Here is a 12,360-nt window from a genome sequence, read left to right on the forward strand (position 1 = left end):
TGGGCCCGCCGCGTTTTGGGCAGCGGGTTCATCGTCGGGACGGAGTTTCGTCTTCCGAGCCAATTGGCGTAGAGGGTGGAAAGAGGCGAAATGGTTGTCGGTGTTACGAAATAAAACCCGTGTAAAACCCGCGGGCCCGCCCCAGCCTCCGGCGCGGCGGCGTCCTCAGACCCGCGCCAACTTGCCAGCCAAGGTCGCAACGCGCTGACCGAGCAGCTCGTCGAGCTTGCGGTTCAGCACCGGCAGCGCCGTGCCGGTGGCCGGGAGCTGATGGACGCGGTCGCCCTCCAGGAACAGCAGCGTTGGGTAGGCACTCGCGCCGAGCTGTCGGTGGGCCAGATCGAAGTCCGCGGCCGCCAGGGCCCGGGCGGAACCATCGGCCAGGTGGCGCAGGACGAGCGCCTCGTCCAGGCCGTTCGCCTTGGCGATGGCGGCGATGGTGGTCGGCTCGGACAGGCTCAGGCCCTGGCCGTAGAAGGCGGCCTGCAGTTCATGCGCCCAATGCACCGCGCGTTCCGGCGCCAGCGCGCGCAGCGCGGCCAGGCCGGCCGCCGCGTCGAGCGAGTCCATGACCATCGTCCCCGCCTGGAGCAAGGCCCGATAGCGCTCGCCGAACACCGCGCCGGTGAGGCGGGCGATGCGATCGTTCGCCTCGGGGATGTGCGGGTAGTTGGCGATGGCCGTGGCACGGGCGCCGACGAAGAGCCCGCCGCTGAGGACGGTGAAGGCGACGCGGTGCCGATTGGCGGCCTCGAACGCGCGCATGCGCTCCGAGAAACCCCAGCACCAGCCGCAATAGGCGTCCATGACGTAAACGACGGTCGGGGTGGGAAATCGGGATCTGTCCATGGCGTCACTTTATTGATTACTGGTCCGCCGATAAACTTCGTGCCAGTTGAATGGTTGTCAACTGAATCGAGTAAATCATGGACCGACTGACCGCGATGCGGGTCTTCGTGGAGATCGTGGATCGGGGCACCGTCAGCGCCGCGGCGGATGCGCTGGGCATGTCGCGCGCGATGGCGAGCCGCTACCTGGAGGGCCTGGAGGACTGGCTCGGCGCGCGGCTCCTGCATCGCACCACCCGGCGGCTGGCCTTGACCGACAAGGGACAGCACACGCTGGTGACCTGCCGCGAAATGCTCGCGCTCGCGAACGATGCCGTGGCGCAAGCGGGCCAGGGCGGTGCCGAGGCGCGAGGGCGGCTGCGACTCACCTCGTCGCCGTCGTTTGCGATGGCGCAGCTGACGGCCGCGGTCGTGGACTTCCAGGCCTCGCACCCCGGCGTCGAGGTCGATCTGGTCATGGTGGACCGCACCGTCGATCTGGTCGAGGACCGCATCGACCTGGCCGTGCGGCTGAGCAATCGCATCGACCCGGGCCTGGTGGCGCGCCGCCTGGCGCGCTGCCACTCGATCCTTTGCGCCTCGCCGGCCTACCTCGAGCGCGCGGGCACGCCCCGGGCCCCGGACGACCTGCGCCGGCATCGGTGCATCACGCACAGCACCGGCTTCGCGCCGGAGTACCGGCTGACGCGCGACGGCGAGGAGACGATCGTCGAGGCGCGTGGCTCGATCTCGGCCAATGAAACCGCGGTGGTCCATGCCGCGGCCCTGGCCGGCGCCGGCATCGCCATGCTGCCGACCTTCTTCGTGGGCGACGAGCTGGCCCAGGACAGGCTCAGGCAGGTGCTGCCGGAGTACGCGCTGGAGCCGCTGGACATCCAGGCCGTCTATCTGTCGCGCCGCCACCAGCCCATGCCGCTGCGGCTGCTCATCGAGTTCCTGTCGGACCGGTTCGGCGGCGAGGTGGCGCCATGGGATCGAAGGCGGTGAGCCGCCCATGATGAGCCGCCCAAGAGAAAGGGCACCCCGTGGGGTGCCCTGTCTCCGTGCGCGTCCGCGGTCTCTACCCCACGTCGCGCTCCCAACGAGTCGTCGAGGACCCGCCTGTCCTGGTGTCAGGCCTTGCCGCCCTTGCGGCGGCGGGCGACGAAGCCCATCGCGCCCAGTCCGGCCAGCATCAGCGCCAGGCTGTGCGGTTCCGGCACGGCGGAGGCGTTGCCGCCGGCGCTCAGCGTCGACACCACCACGTTGTCCAGCGAGGTGCCGTAGGAGTCGCTGCGACCGGTCGCGCCGAAGCGCAGCGTCATCGGGCTGCCGGTGCCGGTGAAGGTGGTGCTGAAGGTCTGCCAGGTGGTGTCGGTGTTGTTGCCGACCTTGCCGCTCAGGTCGCCGATCTGCCAGGTCAGGCCGTTGCTCACCGCGCCCTGGTTGTCCGGGCGGTTGGTGTAGGCGAAGCTCAGCGTGTACGAGGCGCCGGCCACCGTGTTCAGCGTCTGGCTGATCCAGCTGTTGGTGGTGGTGTCCAGCTCGGTGAAGTTGCTGCCGTTGAAGGCCGAGCCGGCGACGTTGTTGCGGATTTCCAGCCCGTGCGGGCCGACGGTCCAGCCGACGACGCTGTTGACGATGGCATAGCTGCCATTGCCGATCACGGTCGACTCGAAGCTGCCGTTGTTGACCAGGTTGACGGGCGCGGCCAACGCGAACAGCGGAGCGGCGAGGAGGGAGGCTGCAATCAGACGCTTCATGGCGGCGGGACTCGGAAGTTCGACAAGGGGCGCGCAGGAGGTCTGCGCTTGTGTCGAATTGTTCGAGACCGCCCGCCGCCTGCCATCCCCCTGTGCGCTGGGGATGCCGAAACGATTCGTGACGTTTCGCACGCCACGCGCGCCGCTTCAAGGGGTCAGGCGGTGCGTGCGCGAGGCTTGGCCGCCTTTGCCGCCTTGGCCGCCTGGACCGTCCGGGTCTTGGGCGCCTTGGTCTTGGGCGATTCGGTTTTTGGGGATTCGGACTTGGCGGATTCGGCCTTGCGCGATTTGGCCGGTTTGGCCGGTTTGGCCTTCGCGCCCGGCGCTGCCTGGGCGCGCAGCATCGCGACCTCGGCGGCCAGCGCCTCGACGCGGGCCTGCAGCCGGGCGACCTCTTCCGCCGCCGGCATGCCCAGCCGGGCGAGCGCGCGCGCGACGCGGTCCTCGAAGATCGATTCCAGCTTGTCCCAGTGCTGACCGGCGCGGCTGCCGACCTCGCCGGCCAGGTCGCTCATCCGGCGCGCGGCGCTGTCGAGCTTCTCCCCGGCGCCGCGCATCGGGTCCTGGGCCTTGGCGCCGTCGCCGGAGAGCTTGTCCAGCATCGCGCCGCCCTGGTCCTGCGCCTTGGCGAAGGCGGCCAGCCCCGCCGACCAGATCTGCTGCGCCGACGCCTTGACCTGCTCCGCGAACGGCGTGTCCGCGGCCTTCGCCGAGGCGGAGGCGGCGTCCTTGCGGCGGCCTTTCGCCGGCTTCGGGGCGGCCGTCTTCTGTTGCTTCTTGACCATGGGCGTTCCTTGTCGTCGCGGGGCGGCGGCGCTGACCGCCGCCGCTCGTCGAGAACCGGACTATAGGGCGCGTGCCGCGCGTCACGATGACGCGCCTGACGTGCGCAACCCCCCATCGGGGCGAACGGCGCATGGACCAGAATCCCGGCCATGTCCTTGCCGACCACCACCCCAGGCCGCCGCCCGGGCGACGACTTCCCCGACACCGTGCCGGAGGCGCCCCCGCCGCTGCCGCCGTTGGCGATGGACCCCGACCTGCCACTGCGCAAGGGCGCGCTGGTCGACTGCCCGCAGTGCCGGGCCCCGATGCGACACCTGAGCCTGCCCGGCCACCACGCGCCGGCGACGGTCGACATCGACCACTGCGGCCCTTGCGGACTGGTGTGGTTCGACGCGCGCGAGTCGGTTCACCTGTCCCCGACCGCCTGGATCCAGCTGCTGCGCGACCTGCACCGCCTGCGCCAGGCGGACGTGCCCCACGCGCCCAGCCGGGCCTGCCCGCTCTGCGCGAAGGCGCTGAAGGAGGTCCGCAATCTCACGCGCTACGGGCGCTTCCCGGTGCTGGAGTGCGGCGGTTGCGGCGGCCACCTGCACAGCCAGGCCGGCATGCTGGCCGAGCGCGGCCTGGTGCGGCCGCTGCTGCCCGCCGAGCGCGGCGCGCTGCAGGCGGAGCGGCGCCAGCTGTGCTGCCTGAGCTGCGGTGGTCCGGCCGACGGCAAGGGCGAGGACTGCCCGTGGTGCCGGAGCCCGCTGGTGATGATCGACATGCCGCGCCTGACGAACGCGCTGCGCCGGCGCTCGCCCTCGGAGCCGCTGCTGATGCCCAGCGGCGGCAAGCCGGTCGGCTGGGCCTGCCGCGGCTGCGGCGCACCGATGGATCCGACGCGCGAGACGCGCTGCGGGCATTGCCATCACGCGGTGGTGGTGCCGTCGCTGGAGGAACTCGGGCCCTTGCTCGATGCGCTCGAGCACGACGGGCGCGTCGCCGAGGACGAGGTGGAGCAGGAACGCCGCCGCCGGCTGGCCTCCTATGTCACTCCCAGCGATCCGGCGGGCGGCAAGCATGGCCACTTCTGGCGAGGCGACTACGAGAAACGCTACGACCGGGAGAACGCCCGCCGCGACCGCGGAGGCGCCCGCGAATGGCCGAGCTCCGGATGGCCCGAATCCAGCGGCGGCTCGCCGCCGACGCTGGTGGAGATCGCGCTGCGGATCGCCGCGCTGCTGCTGCGCTGAGCGGGCCGCTCAGAGTTCCAGCAGCCCGATCGGCTTGGTGCAGGCCGGCGGTGTGCCGCCACCGCGCACGACGAAGGGCAGCTCGCCCCACGGACCGGAGTCGCGCGGGCAGCCGTTGCGCAGCGTGCCGCCGGGACAGGCGCAGCCCTTGGTCTTGACCAGCTTGTCCAGCGTCTGCGACTGCTGCGGATTGAGCTTGGGCAGGTCGTGGCGGAAGACCAGCTGCAGCGCCGTCGTCGGCGCCGGCGCGTCCAGCGTCGGCACCGGGCCCAGCAGCGTGGCCATAGCCTGGGTCTCCTTCAGCGCCGCCGCGGGCTTCATGCCCTTGGCTCGCCGCAGGTAGTTCAAGGCCACCTCCATCGCCGCGTAGCCGCGCGCGGCCGAGGCGGTGAAGGGCTTGCGGAAGGCCGCGCCGTAGGTGTTGGCCACCTGGTCCCAGCGGCCGCGGTCGACCGTCAGCACCGGGCACAGCACCGCGTCCACGCGCTCGGACAGCGTCGCGTCGAAGTCCATCCAGCACGAGGTCCGCGCGCTGATCCGCAGCCCGGTCTGGCGGCGCAGGTCGGCGGCGATCTTCTCGCCGGCATTGAGCTCGATGCGGCCCAGCTGCAGCTGCAGGTCCTGGTCCTTGACCCGCTCGGCATTGCTGGAGATGAAAGGGATGCCGGCCGCCTTCAGCGCGTCGGCGCCAGCGTTGATCTCGCACCAGTTGCCCAGCACCAGGTCCACCTTGGCCTTGATGAATTCCTGGGAGATCGCGTCGGCCTTGCGGGCGTCGCAGCCGCTGTCCTTGATGACCAGCTTGGGCGCCGCGTCGCCGGGCCAGGTCTTGAGCGCGAGCGTCATGCCCAGCTGCAGTTCCTCGGCCTGCGCCGTGCTCGGGTAGCTGCCCGGCAGGATCACGCCGATGGTGGCGGCGGTGGCCGAGGCGCCGGCGCACAGAAGGGCCGCCGGCAGGACGGCGGCCAGGACCTTGCGGATGTTCATGACGATCCCTCGCTCTGCATGGCCGTGGTCGGCCGTTGTTGATTCGCCGGACGCGTCGTGGCGTCCGAGGCCGCAGGTATCGCCTGCGCGAGGCCGTCGCGCACTGGAGGTTTTCCCGAGCCGCGCGCCAATGAAAACGCCCCGGCGGGCCGGGGCGGTAAGACGTCACAACTGTGACGAGAAGTGCGGCATGCGCGCAACGCGGACCTCGCGGCCCCGACGTTCAGGCCGCGCTCAGGCCCCGTTCAGGCGGGCCAGCCCTGCAGCACCAGCTTGCCGCGCTGGCGCTGGCTCTCCTGCAGCGCATGGGCGCGCCGGAGGTGCTCGGCGGAGATCGGACCGACGACGTCGGCCAGCGTCGTGCGCAGTTGCCCCGCGTCGACCAGCGCGGCGACCTCGGCCAGCAGCCGGCCCTGGGCGGCGATGTCGTGCGTCGCATGCATGCTGCGCGTGAACATCAGTTCCCAGTGCAGCGACAGCGACTTGCCCTTCAGCGCCATCACGTCGATGTCGCCCGGACCGAAGTCATCGATCAGCGCCAGCTTGCCCTGCGGTTCGAGGGCCTCGACCAGGCCTGGGAAGTGCTGCGGCGTGTGGGTCAGGCTGGTGACGTAGCGCAGCGGCGGCGCGCCGTCGCGCTGCAGGGCGGCGATTTGCGGCGCGATCGGCTCGCGGTGGTTGATCACGTGATGCGCGCCCAGCGAGCGCAGCCAGCGGCCGCCTTCGCCCTCCGGCTCGGAGCTGGTGCCGATGACGGTCAGGTGGGTCTGGCGTCGTGCCAGCTGGACCAGGATGGAGCCGACGCCCCCCGCCGCGCCGGTGACCAGCAGGCTGACCGGACGGTCCGCCTGCTGCTGCACCTGCAGGCGGTCGAACAGCAGTTCCCAGGCGGTGATCGCGGTCAACGGCAGCGCGGCAGCCTCGGCGTCGCTCACCGTCGTGGGCGCGCGGGCGGCGATGCGGTGGTCGACGCACTGGAACTGCGCATTGCTGCCGGGGCGGGTGATGTCGCCGGCGTACCAGACCCGGTCGCCGACGGCGAAGCCGCTGACCTCCGGACCGATCGCGCGCACCGTGCCGACCGCGTCCCAGCCCAGGATCACCGGCGTCGTGCCATCGGCGCTGGCGCGGCGCACCCGGATCTTGGTGTCCACCGGATTCACGGCGACCGCGGCGACCTCGACCAGCAGGTCCTTCGGTCCGGGGGCGGGCAGGGGCAGGTCCAGGTCGAGCAGCGACTCGGAGGCGGTGATGGGCAATGACTGGAAGTAGCCGACGGCTTTCATGAGACGACTCCTTTTAAGGATTGGGAGACAGGAAGAGGGGATGAGGACCCGCAGGGGACGGATGGTGCGCGCTTGGGCAGAATCAATGAAGCCTGCTGAATGGCTATCAGTTTCAAACCTGGATTGAAGATTCCCCGAGGAGGACGGCCCATGGACATCGAGAACACCGCCGAGCTGCGCCTGCTGATCGAGTGCGCGCGGGGCGGCAGCCTGACCGCGGCGTCGCGCGAGATGGGCATCACGCCGGCGGCGGCCAGCGCGATGCTGAAGAAGCTGGAGGCGCGGCTGGGCGTGCGGCTGGCCGAGCGCAGCACGCGGGCCCTGCGGCTGACCATGGCCGGCGAGCGGTTGCGGGACTATGCGCAGCGGGCGCTGGAGCTGCTCGACGAGGGCCTGGCGCTGGTGTCCGAGGGCGAGGGCCCGGCGGGCAAGGGCCGCGGCAACCAGGCGGCCCTGCGCGGGCGCATCCGCCTGAGCGCGTCCAGCGACCTGACGCGGCGGGTGCTGCTGCCGCTGCTGGACAGCTTCCTCGACCTCCACCCGGGCGTCGAGCTGCAGCTCAGCGTCGGCGACGCGCTGCAGGACGTGGTGCGCGACGAGGTGGACCTGGCGCTGCGGTATGGCGAGCTGGCCGACTCGCGGCTGGTGGCGCGCAAGCTCCATGACGGACGCCGGCTGCTGGTCGCGTCGCCGGACTACCTGAAACGGCAGGGGCGGCCCGCCCATCCCGGCGAGCTGACGCAGCACGAATGCATCCGCTTCAAGATCGGCGACCGGCTGGAGCGCGAGTGGCGCTTCTGGCGTCGCGACGCGATGCAGGCGGCGCCGGTGGAGGTGTCGGTGCAGGGGCGGCGCACCGCCGACGATGGCGGCATCGCCCACCAGTGGGCCCTCGAAGGGCGGGGGCTCACCTACAAGAGCGACCTCGACATCCGCGACAGCCTGGCCAGCGGCGCGCTGGTGGAGGTGCTGCCCGAGTGGGTCGGCCGTCCGATGCCGCTGCATGCGCTGATGCCCAGCCAGCGCTTCCTGCCCTTGCGGCTCAAGGCGCTGGTGGATCACCTCGCGCAGGGGCTGCGGCGCCCCTGAGCCGCGGTCGCGCGTTCAGTGCTTGTGGTCGCCGTGGCCCGCGTGCGGGTCCTTGGCGTCGGGGGCGGTGACCGGGCCGGTCCGGGCCGGCGCCTGGACGGTGACGGTCGAGCGCGACTTGTCGGCGCCCTCGAAGACCAGCGTCAGCGGCACCGCGTCGCCGGTCTTGAGCGGGCCCTTCAGCTCCATCAGCATCACGTGATAACCACCCGGCTTCAGGTCCACCGGCTTGCCGGCCGGCACCGCCAGCGCGCTGACCGGCCGCATGCGCATCACGTTGCCGTCCATCGCCATCTCGTGCACCTCGGCCACGCCGGCGACCGGCGAGCTGATCGACACCAGCTTCGTGTCCGTCGGCGACTTGATCTGCATGAAGGCGCCGGTGGCCTTCTGCTGCGGCACCGTGGCGCGGACCCAGGCGTCGCTGACGACGACCTGGGCCTGGGCCAGTCCGGCGGCCAGCAGCAGGGGGAGGACGGCGGCGCGGGCAAGAGCGGGGGACTTCATCGGGGGGCGTCCAATCGGGGTTGTCGACGATCGGGCGAGTATCGGCGATCGCTCACGGCCTGGCGGGCTCCAGCGCGCCGAGCGCGCGCAGCACGCGCTTGGCGATCTCCTCGCGGCGCGGGGCGAAAGCCGCATCGGTCATGTCCAGGTTGAGCGCGAAGTAGACCGGCCGCGGGTCGCGGTCCTGCTCGACCCAGCCGACGAACCAGCCGATCGGCCGCGGCCGGGCGTCATCGGCCCAGCCGGTCTTGGCGTACATCCGCCAGCCGGGGCCCTGCTCGCGCAGCAGGACCTTGCGAGCGATGTCGTAGGTCCGGTCGGACAGCGGCAGCGCGCGGTCATGCACGCGGCGCAGGAATTCCACCTGGCCGACCGCGGAGATGCGCAGGTCGCCGTCGAGCCAGAAGCGATCGCCGACCGGGCCCGCGATCGCGTTGCCGTAGCGGAAGTCGCGCAGGAACTGCTGCACCGTCGGCTGGCCGACCTGGCGGGCCAGCGACTGGAACACCCACACCGCCGAGACCCGGTAGGCCGAGGCCAGCGTCTGGTCGCGGTTCCAGTCAGCGATCCGCCGCTCGGTGCCGTCCCATTTGAAGGGTTGCGTCTCGTCGACCGCGGCGCCGGTCTCCAGCGCGATCAGCGACATCGGGATCTTGAAGGTCGAGGCGGGCAGGAAGGTCTCGAAGGCGCGCACGCTGTCCGAGGCGATCCAGCGATGCGCGCGGGTGTCGAGCACGGCGATCGTGCCCGCGGTGCCGAGCTCGGCGAAATGGCGCTGCAGCTCCGGGCGGGTCTCCCAGCGCTCGCGCTGGTCGGCGGGGACGACGGCCATGGCGGTGGGCGCGGCGGACGTGGCCGGGGCGGGCGTCGCGCCGCCCTGCGCGAACGAGGCGCGGCAGGCGGTGAGCGCGAGGCAGACGAGCAGGGCGCCGGTCGACAGACGGGACAGGGTCATGGAGGAACTCCGTGCGGTGATCGAGGACGCCAGTGTCCGGAGTCCGCCGCGCCGCGCCGCGTCGAAGTGCGGTTACGGGCGTTGCGCCGGCAGCCTGCGACCTCGGCGCGGTCGATCCCGCGCTGCGCGGGCGCCGCGGTGGATCGCCGCGGCTCAGGCGCGGCGGGTGCGCGGCATCAGCGTCTCGGCCTCGTCGAGGTAGCGGCGCCGCGCGTCCTCGTCGCGCAGCTTGCGGGCCTGCAGCCGGGCCTGGCGCACCAGGTCGGTGGCGGTGAAGGCGTCGCCTTCGTCGAGCGCATGGCGGGCCCACAGCAGCAGGAAGGCGCAGCGCTGGTCGGCGGGGATCTGCGAGTGGCGCGCGCGGCAGGAGGCCCAGCGCTGGGCCGCGAGCTCGTTGAAGGAGACCGCCGGCAGCGGCAGGCCCTGCGCCGAAGCGAGGCGCTGGAGCGCGGCGAAGTCCAGCCGGCCCAGCGCCGCCAGGCGCAGCAGGAAGATGGTGTTCAGCAACGAACTGCGTCCGAGCTGCCAGCGCGCGCACAGCGCGTCGCTCAGCAGCAGCCAGCGCAGCGCGTCCTCGATGCCGGGGCCCGCGGCGGGCAGCAGGCCGGCCTCGACGAGCTGGCCCAGCGTGTTGGACAAATTGGCGGCGCAGACCTGCAGCGCGTCGGGCAGGCCGGCCAGCGAGGCGGCGCGCAGCGCGTCGCCCAGGCTGGCCAGCGACTGCGTCGCCAGCGCCGCGTCGCCGCGGGCCAGGGCGAGCTCGCGCAGCACGATCCCGCGCAGGTTGCCGTGGTCGCAGCGCAGGGTGGAGTCGCTGGCGAGCGCCTCGGGCTCGACCTCGTCGAGCTTGTCCAGCGCCGGCGCGGCCTGGCCGAGGCTGCCGTACCAGTGCCAAGCCGCCAGGATCGCGACGCGGGCGCGCAGCTGCCGGCGTTCCAGCCTCGGCAGGCGGCCGTGGTTGAGGGCCTGGCCGAGTTCGCGCAGCTCGTCCTGCAGCGCGGCCCAGTCGCCCAGGCGGCGCGCGATGCGGGCGCGGCGCAGGCCGAGCGCGGCGGCCGCGGCGTCGTCGCCCTCCGGCACGTGCGGTGCGGCTTGCTGGAGCGCGAGCCGGGCGGGGTAGAGCTCGCCGCGGTCGAGCAGGTAGTCGGCGCGCGCCAGCGCCTCGGCGTAGGCCAGCGGCAGCAGCGGCGCGGCGGCCGGCGCGCGCACCGGGCGCTGCTGGCCGAGCCAGCGCGCGAGGGCTTCGCCGGCGGCGGGCTCGCCATCGATCTCGACCTGGCAGCGCGCCAGCAACGGGGCGTTCAGCCAGAACGGACCGCTGCTGCGGGCGCTGGCCTCGATCAGCGCGGCCAGCGGACCGTCGTCCAGCAACGCCAGCGCGCGCCAGACCTGGGTGCGGTGCAGCTCGGCCATGCCGGCGATGCGCTCGCGCAGCTCGGCGCGCGAGCAGGGGCTGTCGACGCGGGCCAGGCCCTGCTCGTGCGCCTGCAGCAGCGCGGCCAGCAGGCGCGGCAGCAGGCGGTTGCGGAGTTCGGGCAGGCCGTCGATGCGCAGGCCGTGCGGCAGCAGCTGGAGGCGATGCGCGACGCCGTCGGCGACGGGCGCGGAGGAAACGGTGGCAACGGTCATGGGTGGCGCATTCTGCGCGGGCCGCGCGGTCGGTGTGACGGCATCGGCGTAACGGGCGTTACGGCTGGGCGTTACGGCGCCGGGTTACGGTCTCGGGTCCGCCCTTTGCCAGCAGACCTCATCACCACTCGAGGGGATTGCGATGGTCGCGAACGAAGCCTGGTATGCGGGCGAGAGCAGCGTCGGCGGAGCCTACCCCGCCCGGGGGGCGGTCTCGGCGGTGTCGTGGGGCGCGGTGCTGGCCGGTGCGGCCGCGGCGGCGGCGCTGTCGCTGATCCTGCTGCTGCTCGGCGTCGGGCTGGGCCTGGCCGCTGTGTCGCCCTGGGGCGGCGATGGCGCCAGCGCCGGCACGCTCGGCGCGGCGGGCATCGCGTGGCTCGCCTTCACGCAACTGGCGGCGTCGGGGCTTGGCGGCTACCTGGCCGGACGGCTGCGGGTGCGCTGGCGCGGCACCGATGCCGACGAGGTCCACTTCCGCGATACCGCCCACGGCCTGCTGTCCTGGGCGGTGGCGACGCTGTTCACCGCGGCCACGCTGACGGCGTCGGTGGGCGCGATCGCGGGACTGGGCGTGAAGGGAGCGGCGACCGCGGCCGGCGTCGCGACGGCCGGCGCGGCGGCGACAGCGACGACGGCGACTGCGGGGACATCGCCCGAGACCGACGGCACCCTGGCCGAGCGCGGCGCGGAGGGCCGGGCGGGCTCGGATCCGCTGGCTCGCGACGATCTCGGCTACTACGTGGACACACTGCTGCGGCCCTCGCTCGCCGCGACCGCCGGCGCTGCGCCGGCCGGGGCCAATCCGGCGACGCTGCGCGGCTGGCCGGACGCGTCGATGGCGCATGCGGACGAGCAGTCGTCCGCCGCGCTGCGACGCCTGGTGGTGCGGGCTCTGCGTCATGAGGGCCGCCTGTCCTCGGACGACACGCGCGCCGCCTCGCAACTGGTGGCGCAGCGGACCGGCCTGACGCAGGCCGAGGCCGAACGGCGCGTGACCGAGACGCTGCAGCGCGCCCGCGCCGAGGCGCAGGCGCTGGAAACGCGCGCCCGCGAAGCCGCGGATGCCGCGCGCAAGGCGACGCTGGCGGCGGCACTGTGGATGTTCGTGGCGCTGCTGATCGGCGCCTTCACCGCGAGCCTGCTGGCCACCGTCGGCGGCCGGCAGCGCGACCTCATCGACTGAACCAAGGAGAGCTCGCATGCGATCGCTGTTGCTGTACCTGCTGGGCGTGCCGATTCCGATCATCATCCTGATCGCCTTGATCCGGTAGCGCGCGGGGCGGCACGGCGCCTCCC

At 72.6% G+C, this 12,360-nt stretch carries 12 protein-coding genes; 4 read left to right on the top strand and 8 right to left on the bottom strand.

Annotation, left to right across the window (positions count from 1 at the left end):
- Positions 1–165: 165 nt before the first annotated feature.
- On the bottom strand, positions 166–849 hold the full coding sequence (locus tag ACTJKJ_RS11870; protein ID WP_297385995.1) for a DsbA family protein: 684 nt from the start codon (positions 847–849) through the stop codon (positions 166–168).
- A gap of 77 nt (positions 850–926) precedes the next feature.
- On the opposite strand from ACTJKJ_RS11870, the gene ACTJKJ_RS11875 reads away from it, so the two are divergent.
- A complete protein-coding gene (locus tag ACTJKJ_RS11875) occupies positions 927–1,835 on the top strand; it encodes a LysR family transcriptional regulator (protein ID WP_297385993.1) in 909 nt (302 codons plus the stop codon).
- Positions 1,836–1,960: 125 nt separating this feature from the next.
- On the opposite strand, the gene ACTJKJ_RS11880 is transcribed toward ACTJKJ_RS11875, so the two are convergent.
- The gene (locus ACTJKJ_RS11880) at positions 1,961–2,590 is read right to left on the bottom strand and encodes a PEP-CTERM sorting domain-containing protein (protein ID WP_091725900.1); all 630 of its coding nucleotides are present in this window, start codon (positions 2,588–2,590) and stop codon (positions 1,961–1,963) included.
- Positions 2,591–2,745: 155 nt separating this feature from the next.
- Positions 2,746–3,375 carry a phasin family protein gene (locus ACTJKJ_RS11885; protein WP_440820553.1) on the bottom strand — a complete coding sequence of 210 codons (630 nt, stop codon included), beginning with the start codon at positions 3,373–3,375 and terminating at the stop codon, positions 2,746–2,748.
- Positions 3,376–3,525: 150 nt separating this feature from the next.
- Between ACTJKJ_RS11885 and ACTJKJ_RS11890 the strand changes: the two genes are divergently transcribed.
- Positions 3,526–4,611: a hypothetical protein gene (locus ACTJKJ_RS11890; protein ID WP_440820554.1), complete on the top strand. Its 1,086-nt coding sequence runs from the start codon at positions 3,526–3,528 to the stop codon at positions 4,609–4,611.
- 9 nt (positions 4,612–4,620) lie between these two features.
- Here the strand turns inward: ACTJKJ_RS11890 and ACTJKJ_RS11895 are convergent, their stop codons facing one another.
- Entirely contained in the window at positions 4,621–5,598 is a 978-nt protein-coding gene (locus ACTJKJ_RS11895; protein ID WP_091725887.1) for a hypothetical protein, read from the bottom strand.
- Positions 5,599–5,843: 245 nt separating this feature from the next.
- Positions 5,844–6,884, bottom strand: a complete 1,041-nt coding sequence (locus ACTJKJ_RS11900; protein ID WP_091725882.1) for a zinc-binding alcohol dehydrogenase family protein — start codon at positions 6,882–6,884, stop codon at positions 5,844–5,846.
- A gap of 150 nt (positions 6,885–7,034) precedes the next feature.
- Between ACTJKJ_RS11900 and ACTJKJ_RS11905 the strand changes: the two genes are divergently transcribed.
- The gene (locus ACTJKJ_RS11905; protein WP_440820555.1) at positions 7,035–7,973 is read left to right on the top strand and encodes a LysR substrate-binding domain-containing protein; all 939 of its coding nucleotides are present in this window, start codon (positions 7,035–7,037) and stop codon (positions 7,971–7,973) included.
- 15 nt (positions 7,974–7,988) lie between these two features.
- Here the strand turns inward: ACTJKJ_RS11905 and ACTJKJ_RS11910 are convergent, their stop codons facing one another.
- From ACTJKJ_RS11910 to ACTJKJ_RS11920, 3 genes are all read right to left on the bottom strand, one after another.
- Positions 7,989–8,480 (bottom strand): copper chaperone PCu(A)C, encoded by a 492-nt coding sequence (locus ACTJKJ_RS11910; protein ID WP_440820556.1) that lies wholly within the window; start codon positions 8,478–8,480, stop codon positions 7,989–7,991.
- 52 nt (positions 8,481–8,532) lie between these two features.
- A complete protein-coding gene (locus tag ACTJKJ_RS11915) occupies positions 8,533–9,435 on the bottom strand; it encodes a penicillin-binding transpeptidase domain-containing protein (protein ID WP_440820557.1) in 903 nt (300 codons plus the stop codon).
- Between the two features lie 153 nt (positions 9,436–9,588).
- The gene (locus ACTJKJ_RS11920) at positions 9,589–11,064 is read right to left on the bottom strand and encodes a hypothetical protein (RefSeq protein ID WP_440820558.1); all 1,476 of its coding nucleotides are present in this window, start codon (positions 11,062–11,064) and stop codon (positions 9,589–9,591) included.
- A gap of 142 nt (positions 11,065–11,206) precedes the next feature.
- On the opposite strand from ACTJKJ_RS11920, the gene ACTJKJ_RS11925 reads away from it, so the two are divergent.
- Positions 11,207–12,247, top strand: a complete 1,041-nt coding sequence (locus tag ACTJKJ_RS11925; RefSeq protein WP_440820559.1) for a hypothetical protein — start codon at positions 11,207–11,209, stop codon at positions 12,245–12,247.
- Positions 12,248–12,360 lie beyond the last annotated feature (113 nt).

Source organism: Roseateles sp. 22389 (assembly GCF_052044995.1).
GTDB lineage: Bacteria > Pseudomonadota > Gammaproteobacteria > Burkholderiales > Burkholderiaceae_C > Roseateles.

What these genes read in the sequence shown, in the direction of transcription:
- ACTJKJ_RS11875 (WP_297385993.1), top strand. Translation starts at nt 927, where the DNA reads ATGGACCGACTGACCGCGATGCGGGTCTTCGTGGAGATCGTGGATCGG.
- ACTJKJ_RS11910 (WP_440820556.1), bottom strand. Translation starts at nt 8,480, where the DNA reads ATGAAGTCCCCCGCTCTTGCCCGCGCCGCCGTCCTCCCCCTGCTGCTG.
- ACTJKJ_RS11905 (WP_440820555.1), top strand. Translation starts at nt 7,035, where the DNA reads ATGGACATCGAGAACACCGCCGAGCTGCGCCTGCTGATCGAGTGCGCG.
- ACTJKJ_RS11925 (WP_440820559.1), top strand. Translation starts at nt 11,207, where the DNA reads ATGGTCGCGAACGAAGCCTGGTATGCGGGCGAGAGCAGCGTCGGCGGA.
- ACTJKJ_RS11880 (WP_091725900.1), bottom strand. Translation starts at nt 2,590, where the DNA reads ATGAAGCGTCTGATTGCAGCCTCCCTCCTCGCCGCTCCGCTGTTCGCG.
- ACTJKJ_RS11885 (WP_440820553.1), bottom strand. Translation starts at nt 3,375, where the DNA reads ATGGTCAAGAAGCAACAGAAGACGGCCGCCCCGAAGCCGGCGAAAGGC.
- ACTJKJ_RS11920 (WP_440820558.1), bottom strand. Translation starts at nt 11,064, where the DNA reads ATGACCGTTGCCACCGTTTCCTCCGCGCCCGTCGCCGACGGCGTCGCG.
- ACTJKJ_RS11890 (WP_440820554.1), top strand. Translation starts at nt 3,526, where the DNA reads ATGTCCTTGCCGACCACCACCCCAGGCCGCCGCCCGGGCGACGACTTC.
- ACTJKJ_RS11895 (WP_091725887.1), bottom strand. Translation starts at nt 5,598, where the DNA reads ATGAACATCCGCAAGGTCCTGGCCGCCGTCCTGCCGGCGGCCCTTCTG.
- ACTJKJ_RS11915 (WP_440820557.1), bottom strand. Translation starts at nt 9,435, where the DNA reads ATGACCCTGTCCCGTCTGTCGACCGGCGCCCTGCTCGTCTGCCTCGCG.
- ACTJKJ_RS11900 (WP_091725882.1), bottom strand. Translation starts at nt 6,884, where the DNA reads ATGAAAGCCGTCGGCTACTTCCAGTCATTGCCCATCACCGCCTCCGAG.
- ACTJKJ_RS11870 (WP_297385995.1), bottom strand. Translation starts at nt 849, where the DNA reads ATGGACAGATCCCGATTTCCCACCCCGACCGTCGTTTACGTCATGGAC.